At 70.6% G+C, this 16,601-nt stretch carries 20 protein-coding genes; 11 read left to right on the top strand and 9 right to left on the bottom strand.

Translation table 11 applies throughout. From position 1 onward, the window contains the following. Positions 1 to 44 precede the first annotated feature (44 nt). From ACFYVR_RS12075 to ACFYVR_RS12060, 4 genes are all read left to right on the top strand, one after another. Positions 45 to 854 (top strand): cytochrome c biogenesis CcdA family protein, encoded by an 810-nt coding sequence (locus tag ACFYVR_RS12075; protein WP_387473137.1) that lies wholly within the window; start codon positions 45 to 47, stop codon positions 852 to 854. A 26-nt stretch (positions 855 to 880) separates the two neighbouring features. Then, entirely contained in the window at positions 881 to 2,581 is a 1,701-nt protein-coding gene (locus ACFYVR_RS12070) for a cytochrome c biogenesis protein ResB (RefSeq protein WP_387473135.1), read from the top strand. 18 nt (positions 2,582 to 2,599) lie between these two features. Next, positions 2,600 to 3,598 carry a c-type cytochrome biogenesis protein CcsB gene (gene ccsB / locus ACFYVR_RS12065; protein ID WP_387473075.1) on the top strand — a complete coding sequence of 333 codons (999 nt, stop codon included), beginning with the start codon at positions 2,600 to 2,602 and terminating at the stop codon, positions 3,596 to 3,598. A 140-nt stretch (positions 3,599 to 3,738) separates the two neighbouring features. After that, entirely contained in the window at positions 3,739 to 5,388 is a 1,650-nt protein-coding gene (locus ACFYVR_RS12060; protein WP_387473073.1) for an NTF2-like N-terminal transpeptidase domain-containing protein, read from the top strand. 29 nt (positions 5,389 to 5,417) lie between these two features. On the opposite strand, the gene ACFYVR_RS12055 is transcribed toward ACFYVR_RS12060, so the two are convergent. The 3 genes from ACFYVR_RS12055 to ACFYVR_RS12045 form a co-directional block, all read right to left on the bottom strand. Then, entirely contained in the window at positions 5,418 to 5,618 is a 201-nt protein-coding gene (locus tag ACFYVR_RS12055) for a hypothetical protein (protein ID WP_387473071.1), read from the bottom strand. A 136-nt stretch (positions 5,619 to 5,754) separates the two neighbouring features. Next, the gene (locus ACFYVR_RS12050) at positions 5,755 to 6,948 is read right to left on the bottom strand and encodes a lipid-transfer protein (RefSeq protein WP_387473069.1); all 1,194 of its coding nucleotides are present in this window, start codon (positions 6,946 to 6,948) and stop codon (positions 5,755 to 5,757) included. Next, positions 6,945 to 7,391, bottom strand: a complete 447-nt coding sequence (locus ACFYVR_RS12045) for a Zn-ribbon domain-containing OB-fold protein (protein ID WP_387473067.1) — start codon at positions 7,389 to 7,391, stop codon at positions 6,945 to 6,947. Before ACFYVR_RS12045 ends, ACFYVR_RS12050 begins: the two co-directional genes overlap by 4 nt. A 141-nt stretch (positions 7,392 to 7,532) precedes the next feature. Between ACFYVR_RS12045 and ligD the strand changes: the two genes are divergently transcribed. After that, positions 7,533 to 8,498, top strand: a complete 966-nt coding sequence (gene ligD, locus ACFYVR_RS12040) for a non-homologous end-joining DNA ligase (RefSeq protein ID WP_387473065.1) — start codon at positions 7,533 to 7,535, stop codon at positions 8,496 to 8,498. Between the two features lie 81 nt (positions 8,499 to 8,579). Here the strand turns inward: ligD and ACFYVR_RS12035 are convergent, their stop codons facing one another. After that, positions 8,580 to 8,792, bottom strand: coding sequence for a BldC family transcriptional regulator (locus tag ACFYVR_RS12035; RefSeq protein WP_387473063.1), 213 nt, complete (start codon positions 8,790 to 8,792; stop codon positions 8,580 to 8,582). A gap of 163 nt (positions 8,793 to 8,955) precedes the next feature. Here ACFYVR_RS12035 and ACFYVR_RS12030 point away from each other — a divergent pair, with 163 nt between their 5' ends. After that, positions 8,956 to 9,270 (top strand): DUF4229 domain-containing protein, encoded by a 315-nt coding sequence (locus ACFYVR_RS12030; protein WP_387473061.1) that lies wholly within the window; start codon positions 8,956 to 8,958, stop codon positions 9,268 to 9,270. A 6-nt stretch (positions 9,271 to 9,276) separates the two neighbouring features. Then, entirely contained in the window at positions 9,277 to 10,368 is a 1,092-nt protein-coding gene (locus ACFYVR_RS12025) for a PLP-dependent cysteine synthase family protein (RefSeq protein WP_387473059.1), read from the top strand. 4 nt (positions 10,369 to 10,372) lie between these two features. On the opposite strand, the gene ACFYVR_RS12020 is transcribed toward ACFYVR_RS12025, so the two are convergent. After that, positions 10,373 to 12,262 carry an ABC transporter ATP-binding protein gene (locus ACFYVR_RS12020; RefSeq protein ID WP_387473057.1) on the bottom strand — a complete coding sequence of 630 codons (1,890 nt, stop codon included), beginning with the start codon at positions 12,260 to 12,262 and terminating at the stop codon, positions 10,373 to 10,375. Positions 12,263 to 12,389: 127 nt separating this feature from the next. After that, on the bottom strand, positions 12,390 to 12,881 hold the full coding sequence (locus ACFYVR_RS12015; protein ID WP_387473055.1) for a cupin domain-containing protein: 492 nt from the start codon (positions 12,879 to 12,881) through the stop codon (positions 12,390 to 12,392). A gap of 189 nt (positions 12,882 to 13,070) precedes the next feature. On the opposite strand from ACFYVR_RS12015, the gene ACFYVR_RS12010 reads away from it, so the two are divergent. Next, complete coding sequence (locus ACFYVR_RS12010) at positions 13,071 to 13,547, top strand: hypothetical protein (RefSeq protein ID WP_387473053.1); 477 nt, start codon at positions 13,071 to 13,073, stop codon at positions 13,545 to 13,547. Between the two features lie 30 nt (positions 13,548 to 13,577). On the opposite strand, the gene ACFYVR_RS12005 is transcribed toward ACFYVR_RS12010, so the two are convergent. Continuing rightward, positions 13,578 to 13,880, bottom strand: a complete 303-nt coding sequence (locus tag ACFYVR_RS12005; protein WP_387473051.1) for a hypothetical protein — start codon at positions 13,878 to 13,880, stop codon at positions 13,578 to 13,580. A 103-nt stretch (positions 13,881 to 13,983) separates the two neighbouring features. On the opposite strand from ACFYVR_RS12005, the gene ACFYVR_RS12000 reads away from it, so the two are divergent. After that, positions 13,984 to 14,202, top strand: coding sequence for a helix-turn-helix domain-containing protein (locus tag ACFYVR_RS12000; RefSeq protein WP_387473049.1), 219 nt, complete (start codon positions 13,984 to 13,986; stop codon positions 14,200 to 14,202). A gap of 2 nt (positions 14,203 to 14,204) precedes the next feature. Beyond that, positions 14,205 to 14,777: a Clp protease N-terminal domain-containing protein gene (locus tag ACFYVR_RS11995; protein WP_387473047.1), complete on the top strand. Its 573-nt coding sequence runs from the start codon at positions 14,205 to 14,207 to the stop codon at positions 14,775 to 14,777. A 36-nt stretch (positions 14,778 to 14,813) separates the two neighbouring features. Here ACFYVR_RS11995 and ACFYVR_RS11990 read toward each other — a convergent pair whose 3' ends face one another. Further along, positions 14,814 to 15,317, bottom strand: coding sequence for a GNAT family N-acetyltransferase (locus tag ACFYVR_RS11990; RefSeq protein ID WP_387473045.1), 504 nt, complete (start codon positions 15,315 to 15,317; stop codon positions 14,814 to 14,816). A gap of 34 nt (positions 15,318 to 15,351) precedes the next feature. On the opposite strand from ACFYVR_RS11990, the gene ACFYVR_RS11985 reads away from it, so the two are divergent. Beyond that, complete coding sequence (locus ACFYVR_RS11985; protein ID WP_387473043.1) at positions 15,352 to 15,729, top strand: phage holin family protein; 378 nt, start codon at positions 15,352 to 15,354, stop codon at positions 15,727 to 15,729. Position 15,730: 1 nt separating this feature from the next. Here ACFYVR_RS11985 and ACFYVR_RS11980 read toward each other — a convergent pair whose 3' ends face one another. Continuing rightward, positions 15,731 to 16,600 (bottom strand): 1,4-dihydroxy-2-naphthoate polyprenyltransferase, encoded by an 870-nt coding sequence (locus ACFYVR_RS11980; protein ID WP_387473041.1) that lies wholly within the window; start codon positions 16,598 to 16,600, stop codon positions 15,731 to 15,733. Position 16,601 lies beyond the last annotated feature (1 nt).

Here is a 16,601-nt window from a genome sequence, read left to right as displayed (position 1 = left end):
CAGTACTGGCCCAGAGCATCGGCGTGCATGCGCAGAGCGTCGGCGTGCATGCGCAGGGTATCGGCGCCACCTTCCAGTCCACCGCGGCCACCGGGCCGCTGATCCTCGCGTTCGCCGTGTGCATCCTCGCGGGCCTGGTGTCGTTCGCGTCGCCGTGCGTCGTGCCACTGGTGCCGGGCTACCTGTCGTACCTGGCCGGTGTGGTCGGTGCCGACGCGCCGCCGGTGACGGTCGAGCAGGCGAGTGTGCGCACCGAGACGCGCGCCGCGCGAGTGCGGGTGGCGGGCGCGGCCGGACTCTTCGTGGCCGGGTTCACCGTGGTGTTCGTGCTGGCCACGATGACGGTGTTCGGGGCGATGTCCGCGCTGTCGGTGAACCGGGAGATGTTCCAGCGGATCGGTGGCGTCGTGACGATCGCGATGGGCCTGGTGTTCATCGGCCTGATCCCGGCGTTGCAGCGCGACGTGCGGTTCGAGCCGCGCCGGATCTCCGGCCTCGTCGGCGCACCGCTGCTCGGCGGCGTGTTCGCGCTCGGCTGGACGCCGTGCCTCGGGCCGACGCTGACCGGTGTGCTCACCGTCGCGGCGGGTACCGAGGGCACCACCGCGGCCCGCGGACTGGTGCTGATGGTCGCCTACTGCGTCGGCCTCGGACTGCCGTTCGTGCTGCTGGCCTTCGGGTCGGCGAGCGCCCTGCGTGGGGTCGGATGGTTGCGGCGCAACGCGCGCGTCATCCAGATCTTCGGTGGCGTGATGCTGGTCGCGGTCGGTGTCGCGCTGGTCACGGGGGCGTGGGATGTGTTCGTCGGTTGGGTTCGTGACGCGTTCGTGTCGGAAGTGACTCTGCCCATATGAGAGGCACGGAAGGTGGCGGCGCCGACATGACGGTCGACGAGAAGGACAGGACCGAGGACGACGCGGGTGCGGCGGTACCCCGGCAGTCGGTGGCGGGCCGGGCGGCGGCGCTGGTCCGCAACACCTGGCGCGGGCTGACGTCGATGCGGACCGCGCTGGTGCTGCTGTTCCTGCTGGCGCTGGCCGCGATCCCGGGCGCGTTGTTGCCGCAGCGCAGCCTCAACGCGGGCAAGGTCGACGAGTACATCGCGAACCGACCCACGCTCGGGCCGTGGATGGACCGCCTCGAGCTGTTCGACGTGTTCGGCAGCTTCTGGTTCACCGCCATCTACGTGCTGCTGTTCGTGTCGCTGATCGGCTGCATCATCCCGCGCTGCTGGGACCACTTCCAGGCGCTGCGCACCCAGCCGGTCGCCGCGCCGCGCCGGCTGTCCCGGCTGCCGCACCACACCGACGCCGTCGTCGACGCCACCCCGGACGCCGTCGCGGCCGGTGCCGTCGCCCGGCTGCGCGGCTGGAAGACGATCACCCGCACCGGGGACGACCTGCGTTCCGGACGGCCCGGCGAGATCACGGTGTCCGCCGAGAAGGGCTACCTGCGCGAGGCGGGCAACCTGGTGTTCCACCTGTCGCTGGTGGGTCTGCTCGCGGCGATCGCGATCGGCAAGCTGTTCAGCTACGAGGGCAACGTCATCGTCATCGCCGACGGCGGCCCGGGCATCTGCACCACCTCGCCGGCGGTGTTCGACTCGTTCCGCGCCGGCAACTCCGAGGACGGCACCGGGATGACGCCGCTGTGTGTGAAGGTCAACGACTTCACCGCCGACTACCTCGACAACGGTCAGGCGGAGATGTTCACGTCGAACATCGAGTACCAGGCCGGCGACGACCTCGAGTCCAACACGTGGCGCGACGCGCAGCTGCAGGTCAACCACCCGCTGCGGGTCGCGGGCGACCGCGTCTACCTGCAGGGCCACGGCTACGCGCCGACGTTCACGGTGACCTTCCCGAACGGGGAGTCGCGCACCGAGACGTTGCAGTGGCGGCCCGACGACGCGACCACCTTCCTGTCCAGCGGCGCGATGCGCTTCGACCCGCCGGGCGGCATGTACCCGGACGAGACGGAGCGCAGGCAGAACCAGATCGGCATCGAGGGACTGTTCGCGCCGACGGCGTTCTTCCACGGCGACCTGCTCTCGTCGAGTTTCCCGGCGCTCACCGATCCCGCGGTCGCGATCGACGTCTACAAGGGCGACACCGGGCTCGACACCGGCAACCCGCAGTCGATCTTCTCGCTGAGCAAGGAACTGGTGAACCAGGGCCGGATGGTGAAGGAGACCCGGGTCAACCTGACGCCGGGCGAGTCGACGACGCTCTCGGACGGCACCGTCGTCCGCTTCGACGGCGCGAAGGACTTCGTGAACCTGCAGGTCTCGCACGATCCGGCGCAGCAGTGGGTGCTTGTCTTCGCGATCACGATGATGGCGGGACTGCTGGTGTCGCTCGTGGTCAAGCGGCGTCGCATCTGGGTGCGGGTGTATCCCGAGTCAGCCGATCGCGGGACCGGGTCCGATACATTGGACCGGCAGCCACGACGTACCGTAGTAGAGCTGGGTGGACTCGCCCGCACCGACCAGGCCGGCTGGGGCGACGAGTTCGATCGGCTCGCCGCCCGCCTGCTCGAGGACCTCGGGCGCACGCCGGACACACCGCAGAATCGCGCCTGACGCGCAGGAGAGAGAAGCATGCCGATCAACGAGAACCTGGCGCAGTACAGCGACCTGGCGTTCGAGTCCGCGTTCGCGATCTTCGTGTTGGCGTTCGTGCTGCTCATCGCGCAGTACGCGACCACCCGCGCGCAGGCGGTGCAGGATCGCGAGGCGCGCGAACTCGTCACGGCCGGTGCGCCCTCCGGGGCGACGGCGGGGCCGGCGCCGTCGCAGCCGGTCCCCGGCAGGGTCACCGATCGGCGGGACAAGCCGTGGTCCGAGCGGCTCGGCAACATGGCGATGTCGGTGCTGGTCGTCGGTGTCGCGCTGCAGTTGGCGTCGATCGTCCTGCGCGGCTTCGCGACCGAACGCTTCCCGCTCGGCAACATGTACGAGTTCGTCAGCATGGCGGTCGCGGCGGCGACGGCGATGGGCCTGGTCCTGCTGCGCAAGCAGCAGTACCGCTCGCTGTGGGCGTTCCTGCTGATCCCGGTGCTGATCCTGATGTTCCTGGCGGCGACCGTGCTGTACGCCGACGCGGCACCGGTCGTCCCGGCGCTGCGCTCGTACTGGCTGCCCATCCACGTCACGATCGTCAGTGTCGGCAGCGGCATCTTCCTCGTCTCGGGTGTCGCCAGCCTGCTGTTCCTGCTGCGCATCCGGCAGCCGAAGGGCGAGGAGTCGAGCGGTGTCCTCGGCAAGGTCGCGGTGCGTCTGCCCGACGCCCAGACGCTCGACCGCCTCGCCTACAAGACGACGATCATCGCGTTCCCACTGTTCGGTGCCGGCATCATCCTCGGCGCGATCTGGGCGGAGGCGGCGTGGGGTCGCTTCTGGGGCTGGGACCCGAAGGAGACCGTCTCCTTCATCGCGTGGGTGATCTACGCCGCGTACCTGCACGCTCGCGCGACGTCGGGCTGGCGCGACACCCGGGCCGCGTGGATCAACGTCGCGGGCTTCGTCGCCATGCTGTTCAACCTGTTCATCATCAACATGGTCGTGTCGGGTCTGCACTCGTACGCGGGCCTGACCTGACGGTTCCACTTCGTGTCCACGAAATGAGTCACGATTGGACACCGGATAACGCAACAGGTCACGGAACCGTGGCGGAGTTGTGACCACTTAGCCCCCGTCAGCGGCTGCAATGAAGCGGTTCGGTACCGGATGATCGACACATGCGGACGGTGAGGGGGCGACGGCTCTGGATTTGGTCTGTGATCGCGCTGGCCGCTGTGCTGGTGCTCGGCGTCGCGGTCGTCGGCGGTGGCTTCACGAAACCGAAGAACGACGCGCAGTCCGTCCTCGCCCGGTACGTCGAGGCCCTCGGCGACGGTGACGTCGACGAGGCGGCCGCACTCACCTCCTACCCGGAAGCCGCGAAATCGACCATTGCGCAGGCCTTCGACGCCCTCGCGCCGGAGAGTGTGGACGTCGACGTCACCCAGATCATCGACCTCGACGCCGATTCGGGGATGTTCAGCGCCGTCGCGACCTGGGACCTCGGCAAGGACCGGACCTGGACCTACAACGTCAACGGCTGGGTGCGGAACCTGTCCGTCGGCTGGCGGGTGTCGTGGAATCCGGCGACGTTCATGCCCGGTCTCGGCAACGGCCGCACCGTCCGTCTCGACCGCACCGACGCCGCCCCGCCGACGGTTTTCGACGTCGGGGGAGCCCCGATGATGACGGAACAGACCATCAACGCGATCCGCCTCGACCCGAGCCGGACCGGTGATCCGGTGGGGAGCACCGTCGCCCTGGCGAAGGCCATCGAACCGGTCGCCCCCCTGATCACCGCCGAATCGCTGCAGCAGGAACTTGCCGCCGCGAACGGGCAGGCGATCACCGCGGTCAACCTCCGCGACGCAGACTTCGCGGTGCTCGAGGACTCACTGCGCGCCGTGCCCGGCGTGGTCGTCGAGGGTCAGCCGCGGCTGATCACGATCGACCGGCGCGTCTACGGGCCTGTGGTCGACGCGATGCGGACGGTGTGGCAGTCGAACCGGGACGCGAGCCAGGGCTGGGCGATCAACGCCGTCGAACCGAACGGCCAGACCGTGCGGCTGACCGGCTACCAGGGCCCGCCCGGCCCCGACATCCGGTCGTCGGTGGACCCGCATCTGCAGTTGGCTGCGGAGGACGCGGCGGTCAGCGTCGGAACGCCCGCCGCGATCGTCGCGATCCAGCCGTCGACCGGCGCGATCCTCGCGGTCGCGCAGAACAACCAGGCCACCGACGTCGGCCCGATCGCCTTCACCGGCCTGTACCCGTCGGGGTCGACGCTCGATCTGGTTCGCCTGGCCGCGTCGGCGCAGAACGTCGACCTGCAGCAGGCCGCGAAGCAACTCGGGCTCGGCGTCAAGTACACGATTCCGGGCCTGGATCAGCAGACGGCGTCGTTCGGTGGCGGTCCGAACCTGATGCGGGGGTCGCAGGAGAAGCAGTCCGACGACGATCAGGTGGCGGTCAGTCCGTTCGGGATGGCGCTGGTCGCGGCGTCCGTCGCGCGCGGCGCCCCGACGGTCCCGGTGATCGCGGCGGGTCAGCCGGCGACCACCGACGAAACGGTTCCCCAGCTGCCCGGTGCCGTCACCGAACAGCTGCGCGGCATCATGCGCGACACCGTCCACCGGGAGCCCGCCAACCTGCTCGCCGGCTACGGGGACGTGGTCGGCGCGACCGGAGCCCACGACGACGACCGCTGGTTCTACGGATACCGGGGCGATCTGGCCTTCGCGGTGTTCGTGCAGGATGCCGACGGTGGAGACCTCGCCGTCAAGGTGACCGATCGGCTGTTCAAGGCGCTGGGCAAGCCAACGGAGTGAGCCCGGCCGTCGGTGGGGTCACCCCGGGGTCAGTCCTGCGGATCTCCCGGCGCACCGTCCTGGGTACCACCGGTCCGCCGGTGATTCTGCCGATCGACCTGCCACAGGAATTCGGGGTCGTCGTCCGGTCCCATCACGCGACCTCCGGTCGCCTCGGAGTCGGGTCCGAAAGCCTTCCACAGCAGCACCGCGACAGTCACCAGTCCGATGAGCGCCAACAGGTAGATCACGACGCACCTCCTCACCCACAAGGCTAGTCGCAGTTGCCCACTCGGAGCCCCGGGTCCGCGCACTTGCCACGGCTGAAGGCGCCCTTCGTGCGGTCAGACCGCACGAAGGGCGCCTTCAGCCGGAGGAGAGGGGGTATCAGACGGCGACGACGATCGCCGATCCGTGGCCGAACAGGCCCTGGTTGGCGGTGATGCCGACGCGCGCGCCCTCGACCTGACGGCCGTCGGCCTGCCCGCGCAGCTGCCAGGTGAGTTCGCAGACCTGCGCGAGGGCCTGCGCGGGGACGGCCTCGCCGAAGCAGGCCAGACCGCCGGACGGGTTGACGGGGATGCGGCCGCCGATGGTGGTGTCCCCGGCGCGCAGCAGCTGCTCGGCCTCCCCGCGCGGGCACAGCGACAGGTCCTCGATCCAGTCCAGTTCCAGGGCCGTCGACAGGTCGTACACCTCGGCGACGTCGACGTCCTCCGGCGATATACCCGCCTCCTCGTAGGCGGCGTCGCCGATCGACTCCTTGAAGGTGCGCGCCGGGGCGGGCACCGCGGACGCCGACTCGGTGGAGAAGTTCGGCATGTCCATGATCGTCTGCGGGAACGTCGGGGTGACGGTGGAGATCGCCCTGATCTTCACCGGGTCGACGATGCCCTTGCGGCGGGCGTACTCCATCGACGTCAGCACGATCGCGGCGCCGCCGTCGGAGGTGGCGCAGATGTCGAGCAGGTGCAGCGGGTCCGCGACCACCGGCGACGCCAGCACGTCGTCCGCGGCGACCTCCTTGCGGTAGCGCGCGTACGGGTTGTTCACCCCGTGCCGGGCGTTCTTGACCTTCACCGCCGCGAAGTCCTCGGGGGTGGCGCCGTACAGGTCGATGCGGCGGCGCGCGCCCAGCGCGAAGTACGCCGGGTTGGTCATGCCCATCAGCCGGAACCGCAGCCAGTCGGGGTCGTCCCAGCGCTCACCGGCGTTCGGGGCGAGGAAGCCCTTCGGGGTGGTGTCCGCGCCGACCACGAGCGCGACCTCGGACAGCCCGGCGAGGATGCGGGCGCGGGCGGTGTCGAGGGCCTGGGCGCCCGTCGCGCACGCCGCGTACGACGTCGCGACCCGGGCGCCGTTCCAGCCGAGGGCCTGCGCGAACGTGGCACCGGCGACGTAGCCGCCGTACCCGTTTCGGACGGTCTCGCCGCCGACGATCAGGTCGACGTCGCGCCAGTCCACGCCGGAGTCGGCGAGGGCGGCGCGGGCGGCGGCGACGCCGTACCGGACGAAGGAGTGGCCCCACTTGCCCCAGGCGTGCATGCCGACGCCCAGGACCGCCACGTCGTGGTTGCTCATGCCGGTGCCCCGTTCTGTGCGGTGACCGGCTTCCAGCGCCAGACGGTGCGGTCGCCGGTCTCGTCGGTGTAGAGGGTCTCGACGACGAGCTCCACGTCGCTGCCCACCTTCAGGTCCGCGACGCCGTACCCGTCGGCGACCTGGCCGAGGACGACGAGGCCCTCCGGCAGCTCGACCGCGGCGAGGGCGAACGGTACGTACGGGTCGCCGACGGCGATGTACGGGGCGGGCGGCTGGTACTGCGCGTCGGTGTACGACCAGACGGTGCCGCGGCGGGACAGTTCGACGTCGTCGAACTCCTCGCCGGCGCAGGCCGGGTTCTTGCAGAAGGTGGTCTCGCGGGGAAAGGAGATCGTGCCGCAGGACCGGCACGAGGTCCCGATCAGGGCCGGCTCGGGGCCGGTGGTGAACCAGCCGTCGACGGCGGGTGTCGCGTTGCTCATCACGTCCTCTTCTGTCGGGCGAACCCGAGTCCGGGCCACCACGAATAGGTAGAACGTGTTGCAGTATTACACGAAAGATGCTGGTTTCGGGGCGGAGTTCCCACTCAGCGGTCGGCGTCCTCTCGCGGTACGGTCGGAGCCATGGCTGCCGCCCGCGGTTCCCGGGACGCCACCTCGGTCGAGGTCGGCGACAAGGAGATTCGCGTCTCGCACCCGGAACGGGTGTACTTCCCCGAGACGGGTGCGACGAAGCTCGATCTCGTCGAGTACTACCTCGCCGTCGGCGACGGCATCGTCCGGGCGCTGCGGGAACGGCCGTGCATGCTGCACCGGTTCCCGGACGGGACGGCAGGGGAGAAGGTGCACCAGAAGCGGGTGCCGCGCGGGGCGCCGGACTGGCTGCACACCGTGCGCGTGCACTTCCCCCGATACAACCGGGACGCCGACGAACTGTGCGTCACCGAACTCGCCGAGGTGATCTGGGCCGTGCAGATGTCCACCGTCGAGTTCCATCCGTGGAACTCGCGGCGCGCGGACGTCGAGAAGCCCGACGAGTGGCGGATCGACCTCGACCCGATGCCGGACTGCGGGTGGGACCGGGTGCGCCGGGTCGCGGGGGTCGCGCACGAGATCCTCGACGAGCTCGGTGCGGTGGGCTGGCCGAAGACGTCGGGGGGCCGCGGAATGCACATCTACGTGCGGATACCGCCCGACCACGGATTCTCGGACGTGAGGCGGGCGGCGTTGGCGTTCGCGCGGGAGGTCGAGCGGCGCGCACCCGACGACGCGACGACGACGTGGTGGCGCAGGGAACGCGACCCGGCCGCGCTGTTCGTGGACTACAACCAGAACGCCCGCGACCACACGATGGCGGCGGCGTACTCGGTGCGCGGGGTGCCGGACGCGCGGGTGTCGGCCCCGATCCGATGGGACGAGATCGACGATGCGAAGCCGGCGGACTTCACGCTCGCGTCGATGCCCGCCCGGTTCGCGCAGCTGGGCGACCTGCACGCGGGCATCGACGACGCGCCCTTCGATCTGGCGCCGCTGCTGGAGTGGGCCGAGCGCGACGACCGGGAGGGTGTCGCCCCGCCCCCGGAGGACTGAGCCCCGGAGGATCGAGCCCCGGAGGATCGAGCCCCGGAGGGACGGGCCCCGAAGGGGCGACGCTCCGGACAGGGACCGCTGTCAGCGGACGGTGGCCTCGGTGGTCAGCGACTGCAGGAGGGCCATGACCTCGGACTCGCGGAATCGACGGTGGCCGCCCGGGGTGCGCAGGGAGCCGAGACGTCCGGCGTGTGCCCACCGCGTGACCGTCTTGGGGTCGACATGGAAGAGGGCAGCCACCTGACCAGGGGTCAGCAGTGCTTCCTGGGTGGCGTGGAACGCGGGGACGCTCATCGAAAATCCTCCGTGAGGCTCGTCGGACGGACAGTGCGCACATGGTGGCATCCGAACCCCTGGGTACTCGAACTGTCTAAATTCAGTAAAGGGGAGGTAATTCGCAAATCGGATAAGTCCGGCGGGTCGGTGAGCCGTTCGGGCAGGCCGGTAACCTGGGAGGGTGACTGACTCGACCCCCGCCTCCACCCCGTCGAACGCGAAGGGCAAGCTCGCCCGCGATCTGGCCCTCTACACCGTCGCGCGGCTCGGTCTGGTCGTGGTCATCGCCGCCCTGATCCTGGGCGGCAGCATGCTGGTCGACGTCGACGTGCCGCTGCTCGTCGCCCTCATCTTCGCCGTCCTCATCGCGTTGCCGCTCTCGCTGGTGCTGTTCAAGGGCATGCGCACGCGGGTCAACGAGGGGATCGCCCAGGTCGACGAACAACGCCGCCTCGACCGCGAGGATCTGCGGTCGAAGCTGCGCGGCGACAAGTAGCCACCCGTGACCCCGACCGTCGTCGACCGCAGCGGCCCGCGGGACTGGGTCGACACCGCGGTCCGGCTGATCGACGCCGACACCCAACGCAGCGCCGACACCCACCTCCTGCGGTATCCGCTGCCGCCGGACTGGCCCGTGACGCTCTACCTCAAGGACGAGTCGACCCACGTCACCGGCAGCCTCAAGCACCGGCTGGCGCGGTCACTGTTCCTGTACGCGATCTGCAACGGCTGGGTCACCGAGAACACCACGGTCATCGAGGCGTCGTCGGGGTCGACCGCCGTCAGCGAGGCGTACTTCGCGAAACTGCTCGGCCTGGAGTTCGTCGCGGTGATGCCGCGCAGCACCAGTCCCGCGAAGATCGCGCTGATCGAGGCGCAGGGCGGGCGCTGCCACTTCGTGGACCGCCCGGCGGAGATCTACACCGAGGCCCAGCGGCTCGCCGCGGAGGTCGACGGACACTACATGGACCAGTTCACGCACGCCGAGCGTGCGACGGACTGGCGGGGCAACAACAACATCGCCGAGAGCATCTTCGACCAGATGCGGCTCGAGCGGCACCCGATCCCCGACTGGGTGGTCGTCGGGGCGGGCACCGGCGGCACGTCCGCGACCATCGGCCGCTACGTCCGGTACCGCAGGCACGCCACCCGGCTGCTGGTCGTCGACCCCGAGAACTCGGCGTTCATCGGCGGCTACGAGACCGGCTCGTCCGACTACCGGACCGCGATGCCGTCCCGGATCGAGGGCATCGGCCGGCCGCGGGTGGAGCCGTCGTTCGTCGGGCAGGTGGTGGACCGGATGGTGACGGTTCCCGACGCCGCGTCGATCGCCGCCGCCCGCCACGCCAGCGCCGCGCTGGGCCGGCGCGTCGGCGGGTCCACCGGCACCAACCTGTGGGGTGCGTTCTCGGTGCTCGCCGAGATGCTCGACACCGGACGCGCGGGCAGCGTCGTCACCCTGATCTGCGACGGCGGCGAACGCTACTCGGGCACCTACTTCGACGACGACTGGGTCCGCGGCCAGGGCCTCGACCTCGCCGGCCCGGCGGCGATCCTCGACACCTTCGCCGGAACCGGCCGCTGGACGGCGTGACGCGTCAGGTGACGTGTGCGTGGGCCTGGTCGTCGGTGTCGGCGAACTGGGTGCGGTAGAGCTGCTCGTACCGGCCTCCGGCCGCGAGGAGCTCGGTGTGCGTGCCGCGTTCGACGACCCGACCCTCCTCGACGACCAGGATCTGGTCCGCGGCCCGGATCGTCGACAGCCGGTGCGCGATCACCACGGACGTCCGCCCGGCCAGCGCCTCACCGAGCGCCGCCTGCACCGCCGCCTCCGACGTCGAGTCCAGGTGGGCGGTCGCCTCGTCCAGGATCACCACTCGCGGGTGTGCGAGCAGCAGTCGCGCGATGGTCAGCCGCTGCCGCTCGCCGCCGGAGAGCCGGTAGCCGCGCTCGCCGACCACGGTGTCGAGGCCGTCGGGCAGCGATCGGATCAGTTCGGTGAGCCGCGCCCGGCCGATCACCTCCCACAGGTCGTCCTCCGACGCCTCCGGGCGGGCGAGCAGCAAGTTCGCCCGGATCGAGTCGTGGAAGAGGTGGCCGTCCTGGGTGACCATGCCGACGGTGGCGCGGATCGAGTCGGCGGACAGGTCGCGGACGTCGACCCCGCCGAGCCGGACCGCTCCCTCGTCGGTGTCGTACAGCCGCGGAACGAGCTGCGCGATGGTCGATTTGCCGGCGCCGGACGAGCCGACGAGGGCGACCATCCGGCCGGGCTCGGCGCGGAACGACACCTCGTGGAGGACGTCGACGCCGCCGCGGGTGTCGAGTGTCGCGACCTCTTCGAGCGAGGCCAGCGAGACCTTGTCTGCGGACGGGTACGCGAACCGCACGCGGTCGAACTCGACGGAGACCGGGCCGTCCGGGACCGGCCGCGGGTGTTCCGGTTCGGTGATCAGCGGCGGCAGGTCGAGCACCTCGAAGACCCGCTCGAAGCTGACCAGCGCGCTCATCACCTCGACCCGCGCGGACGCGAGCGCGGTCAGCGGCGCGTACAGGCGGGTCAGCAGCAGGGCCAGTGCCACCACGGAGCCGGGCTCGAGCGTGCCCTGCAGGGCGTACCAGCCGCCGAGCCCGTAGACCAGTGCCAGCGCCAGCGCCGACACCAGGGTCAGCGACGTGACGAAGGCGCTCTGCGTCATCGCGGTGCGGACCCCGATGTCCCGGACGCGGTGCGCGCGGACCTCGAACTCCGCGGATTCCTCACGCGGACGGCCGAACAGCTTGACCAGGGTCGCACCGGGGGCGGAGAAGCGTTCCGTCATCTGGGTGCTCATGGCGGCGTTGTGGTTCGCGGCCTCGCGCTGCAGGGCGGCCATTCGCGCGCCGATCCGGCGGGCGGGCAGCACGAACACGGGCAGCAGCAGCAGCGCGAGAACCGTGATCTGCCAGGAGATTCCGAGCATCACGACGAGGGTGAGCGCCAGCGTCACCAGGTTCGCGACCACCCCGGACAGGGTGTCGCTGAACGCGCGCTGGGCACCGATGACGTCGTTGTTGAGGCGGCTCACGAGGGCGCCGGTGCGGGTGCGGGTGAAGAACGCGATCGGCATCTTCTGCACGTGATCGAACACCGCGGTGCGCAGGTCGAGGATCAGGCCCTCGCCGATTCCGGACGACAGGTAGCGGTTGTACAACCCGAGCGCGGCCTCGACGACGGCGATGATCGCGATCGTCACCGCCAACCACACCACGACGCCGGCGTCGGTGCCCTCGACGATCGCGTCGACCACCCGGCCGGCGAGAACGGGTGTCGCCACCGCGAGCGCCGCGCTGGCGACGCTGACGACCAGGAACAGCGCGATCTTGCGGCGGTGGGGCGTCGCGAACCCCAGGATGCGCCGGACCGTGGCCATCGAGAACGGACGCCGGTCGTTCTGCGCGGTCATCATCCGGTACATCGAGTTCCAGGCGACCGATTCCATGCTCATGGTCGAACCTCGCTCACAACAGTCCCCTCGTGTCGATCGGTGTAACGCTACGACCGGCCTCCGACATACCGGGGCGGCGTGACACGACCGTAGAACCCCGAGTGGACCTCAGGTCCGGGCGGACCCCTCAGGAGCAGCGCGCGGGGGCGTCTTCCGCGAACGGTTCGTCGTCGGGCAGCAGGTAGGTGACCAGCAGCACGACGGGGTCCGAGCCCAGGTTGAGTCCGACGTGGTCGCTGCCGGGATCCTCGCTGACCCACGATCCCGGGCCGGACACCACCCGCGAGCAGTCGGCCAGCACCCGCGTCAGGGTTCCGGAGACGACGATTCCCTGGACGTGGCCGTTGTGGTGGTGCCAGCCGGTGCTGCCGCCCGGCGCGATGACGAGGCGGCGCAGGGAGCCCTCGGTCTCGTCGGGCAGCGGCGGATGGCCCGCTGGCGGCGGGGGCAGCAGTGACGGCGCCAGCTCGAGTTCGGCGAGGTCGTCCGCGGTCACCCCCTGGGACGGGGTCGCGGACGCGGGCGCCGCGAGGGCCGCGGTGACGGCGACGACGAGTCCCATGGTGGCCGTGCCGGCCAGGACGCCGGTGGCGGCGAGTCGGGTCAGTGGGGTGCGCATGTCGGAGTCCGTTCGGTGTGTGGCGAGTGGGTCGGTTCCCTCGGGGCCGGAACGATCACCCCGGAACGCGGTGCTCCGTCCTCATCGTCGCGCACCCCGGCGGCCGCTGCAGCGGGAACGCGGCAATCCGGACAACCCACCTGCGTCGTTGTGGCCATGCCTGGAACGTGTTCTCGCTAGGGTCGGGGCATGCGCAGCCGCAGAGTCCTCACCCTGTCCGCTGTCGGAGCCGCCGTGGTCGCCCTGACCGTGGCCTTGGGCGCCGGGCAGGCCACCGCGGGCCCGGCCGTGTCCGCCGACCCGGCGCGGGTCGACACCGAACGTGAGGCGGTGGCCCGCGCCTACATCGACGCCCTCGTCTCGCACGACGCGTCCGCGGTGCGGTTCGCGCCCGACGCCACCCGCGTCGAGGCGGGCCTGAAGACCGGCTGGTCGGGCGAGCAGATGCGCCGCGACCTCGAGCACGGCCCGCAGTACCGCGTCATCCAGGGCATCCGGGACCTGGAGATGTCCGAGGACGGCGACGTGGTGTCCACCCGCTACCTGCTCGACTCCGGGGTCGCGGGCGTGAAGCTGCTGACGGTGGAGATCACCGAGACCTTCGAGATCCCGGACGGCGCCATTCACGCGATCGTCGCGCACATCACGCCGAGGTTCGGGGCGTGACCGGTTTCCCTGCCGACCCGCTCGTGCCGATCAGCCCTTGCTGATCAGCTGCGACGCCACCGCGGTGCCCGCGGCCACGACGCCGACGGACGGCCAGGCGCCGATCTTCTTCGCCAGCGGGTGGGACGCGCCGAACGCCCCGACATAGGTGGCGACGAGGGCGGCGGTGCGGGCGGGTCCGCTCGTACGCGCCCAGTTCGTCCCGCACACGGCCCCGACGACACCGAGGACGGCGCCGCCGAGCGGGCGGATGCCGGTCTGCCGGGCGACGGCGTATCCGCCGACCAATCCGCCTGCGGCGAGCGCGGATACGGCTGTCTTCGGCAGTGCCATGAGGGTGCTCCTTCGGTGTCGGTTCGGGCCGCGATCCACCGTAGACCCACCCTCGTTGTCAAGGTGGGTTGACACAGCGGTTCTGTCAATTAATGTTGACAACATGACCGAGGCGACGAATCTGGCGGCAGCGGCGGGCAGCCCGGACCCCAAAGTGGGGCTGCGAGCCGTCCTCGCGCTGCGCCGGCTGCTCGAGCGACTCGAGGCGGTGCAGGTCCAGAACGCCCGCGACCAGGGCTGGTCCTGGCAGGCGATCGCCGACTCGCTCGAGGTCAGCAGGCAGGCCGTGCACCAGAAACACAACCGGAGAGGGCGGAACTGACCATGTTCGAACGATTCACCACGGCGGCGCGAGCCGCGGTCGTCGCGGCTCAGACCGAGGCGCGGGACCTGAGGTCGCCGAGGATCGGAGCGGTGCACGTCCTGCTCGGAGTGCTTGTCGTCGAGGCGGACTCGCCGCTCGGGCGGGTGTGCGCGGACAGCGGGCTGACCGCGGACGGTGTCCGGGCCGAACTCGCAGACGGCGCGGCCGGTCGCCCGCTGGGTGAGGAGGACGCGGAAGCGCTGCGGTCCATCGGTATCGACCTGGACGCCGTGCGCGACAGCATCGAGGCGAACTTCGGGGCCGACGCGCTCGACGCCCGCGACGAGGATGAGCGGAAGGGATGGTTCACGCGCCGGTCCGGTCACATCCCGTTCACCGCGGAGGGCAAGAAGGCGATCGAGCTGGCGTTGCGAGAGGCATTGGCGCGCAAGGACCGCGAGATCCGGGCCGAGCACCTCGCCCTGGGCCTGCTGCGCGGCGCCGCGCCCGACGTCGTCGCGGTGATCGCGCCCCACATCGCGCCCGCGGACCTGCGGCGCGAGGTACTCGTCCTTCTCGACCGCGCCGCCTGAGCGGGTTCGCCGGAAGCGTGTTCACCACCGGCGGCGTCAACACTCGCGGCGCATCGCGAGGCGGGGCCACGCGTCGAGGCCGTGCTCGGCCTCGCGGGCCCGCACAGCACGCAGTCCGGGGCCGACCTCGGTGTCCGGGATCGGTTCGAAGCCCAGGCGCCGGTAGTAGGGCGCGTTCCACGGCACCTCGGCGAACGTGGTCAGTGTCAGCCACCGGTGGCCACCGCGGGACGCCCACACCGACACCTCCTCGATCAGCGCGGCACCGATGCGGCGACCGGACCACTGCGGGTCGATCGACACCTGGTCGAGGTGCGCGCAGCCGTCCACGACGTCGGCGCACGCGTATCCGACCGGGCGTCCGGCGTCGTCGACGGCGACCCAGAGCCGGGCGTCGCGCAGGTACCGCTCGAGGTCGGCGACGGTCGGCGGGGCGTCGTCGGCGACGGCCGTCATCCCCAGTGCGCGGAACGGTTTTCCCGCCGCGACCTCGATCGCGGGCAGCAGCGGCAGGTCGGCGGCGGTGGCGATACGGATCACACCCCATGTGTAGCGCGTGTGCCAGCATGGACGCATGAGCTTTCTGTTGCGTCTGGTGATCAACGCGATCGCGATCTGGCTGGCGTCCGAATGGGTCGACGGCATCGACGTCGCCACGAAGGACGACGTCAACCAGGTCCTCGTGGTGCTGTTCATCGCCCTGGTGTTCACCGTGGTGAACGCCTTCGTCAAACCGCTCGTGCAGCTGCTGTCGCTGCCCCTGCTCATCCTGACGCTCGGCCTGTTCACCCTGGTGATCAACGCGCTGATGCTGCTGCTGACGTCGTGGATCACCGAGTCGACCGGCCTCGGCATCTCCGTCGACGGGTTCTGGACCGCGGTCTGGGGCGCCCTGATCATCTCGCTCGTCAACTTCGTGCTCAGCGCTCTGGTACCGAACTCCAAGCGCTGAGTCAGCCGATTCCGAGGGCGAGTCCGGTCGCGGCGCCCCACACCAGCATCGCGGCGCCCGTGGCGGCCAGGGCCGGGATCAGGGCCAGGCCCTGCTGACCGGACCGGACCGGGCCGTTCGCCTTGACCGCGAGCGGCAGGGCCAGCAGCCCGAGCAGCGCCCACGGGGTCCGCGCGACGAGCACCAGCGTCACCACGAACGGCACCGTCAGCAGCGCCAGGTGCAGGGTGCGGGTGCCCGCGTCGCCGAGCCGCACGGCGAGCGTGATCTTGCCGGACTCGGTGTCGGTCGGGATGTCGCGCAGGTTGTTCGCCACCAGCACCGCCGACGAGAACGACCCGACCGCGACGGCCGTGACCAGGCCCACCCAGTCGACCCGTTCGGCCTGCACGAACTGCGTGCCGAGGACGGCGACCAGACCGAAGAACACGAACACGGCGACCTCGCCGAAGCCGCTGTAGCCGTACGGCTTCGACCCGCCGGTGTAGTACCAGGCGCCGATGATGCACAGCGCGCCGACCACGATCAGCCACCACGCCGACGTCACCGCCAGTACGACACCCGCGACCGCCGCGATCCCGAAGCAGGTGAACGCGGCCGCCTTCACCGACGCCGGGGACGCCAATTTCGACCCGACCAGCCGCACCGGACCGACCCGCTCGTCGTCGGTGCCGCGGATGCCGTCCGAGTAGTCGTTGGCGAAGTTGACGCCGACGATCAGGGCCATCGACACCACCAACGCCAGCAACGCCTTCCACCACACCGCGCCGTCGAGGGACGCCGCGGCGCCGGTCCCGGCGAGCACCGGGGCGATCGCGTTCGGCAGGGTGCGCGGTCGGGCGCCTTCGATCCACTCGGAAACAGAAGCCATG

The sequence above is a fragment of the Rhodococcus sp. NPDC003318 genome (genome assembly GCF_042879035.1).
Lineage (GTDB): Bacteria > Actinomycetota > Actinomycetes > Mycobacteriales > Mycobacteriaceae > Rhodococcus_G.
The sequence above is the reverse complement of the archived record's forward strand: the minus strand, read 5'-3'. Positions and strand labels throughout refer to the sequence as shown.

What these genes read in the sequence shown, in the direction of transcription:
- ACFYVR_RS12045 (WP_387473067.1), bottom strand. Translation starts at nt 7,391, where the DNA reads ATGAGCAACGCGACACCCGCCGTCGACGGCTGGTTCACCACCGGCCCC.
- ccsB (WP_387473075.1), top strand. Translation starts at nt 2,600, where the DNA reads ATGCCGATCAACGAGAACCTGGCGCAGTACAGCGACCTGGCGTTCGAG.
- ACFYVR_RS12050 (WP_387473069.1), bottom strand. Translation starts at nt 6,948, where the DNA reads ATGAGCAACCACGACGTGGCGGTCCTGGGCGTCGGCATGCACGCCTGG.
- ACFYVR_RS11980 (WP_387473041.1), bottom strand. Translation starts at nt 16,600, where the DNA reads ATGGCTTCTGTTTCCGAGTGGATCGAAGGCGCCCGACCGCGCACCCTG.
- ACFYVR_RS12060 (WP_387473073.1), top strand. Translation starts at nt 3,739, where the DNA reads ATGCGGACGGTGAGGGGGCGACGGCTCTGGATTTGGTCTGTGATCGCG.
- ACFYVR_RS12010 (WP_387473053.1), top strand. Translation starts at nt 13,071, where the DNA reads ATGCGCAGCCGCAGAGTCCTCACCCTGTCCGCTGTCGGAGCCGCCGTG.
- ACFYVR_RS12035 (WP_387473063.1), bottom strand. Translation starts at nt 8,792, where the DNA reads ATGAGCGTCCCCGCGTTCCACGCCACCCAGGAAGCACTGCTGACCCCT.
- ACFYVR_RS11995 (WP_387473047.1), top strand. Translation starts at nt 14,205, where the DNA reads ATGTTCGAACGATTCACCACGGCGGCGCGAGCCGCGGTCGTCGCGGCT.
- ligD (WP_387473065.1), top strand. Translation starts at nt 7,533, where the DNA reads ATGGCTGCCGCCCGCGGTTCCCGGGACGCCACCTCGGTCGAGGTCGGC.
- ACFYVR_RS12000 (WP_387473049.1), top strand. Translation starts at nt 13,984, where the DNA reads ATGACCGAGGCGACGAATCTGGCGGCAGCGGCGGGCAGCCCGGACCCC.
- ACFYVR_RS12005 (WP_387473051.1), bottom strand. Translation starts at nt 13,880, where the DNA reads ATGGCACTGCCGAAGACAGCCGTATCCGCGCTCGCCGCAGGCGGATTG.
- ACFYVR_RS11985 (WP_387473043.1), top strand. Translation starts at nt 15,352, where the DNA reads ATGAGCTTTCTGTTGCGTCTGGTGATCAACGCGATCGCGATCTGGCTG.
- ACFYVR_RS12015 (WP_387473055.1), bottom strand. Translation starts at nt 12,881, where the DNA reads ATGCGCACCCCACTGACCCGACTCGCCGCCACCGGCGTCCTGGCCGGC.
- ACFYVR_RS12020 (WP_387473057.1), bottom strand. Translation starts at nt 12,262, where the DNA reads ATGAGCATGGAATCGGTCGCCTGGAACTCGATGTACCGGATGATGACC.
- ACFYVR_RS12070 (WP_387473135.1), top strand. Translation starts at nt 881, where the DNA reads ATGACGGTCGACGAGAAGGACAGGACCGAGGACGACGCGGGTGCGGCG.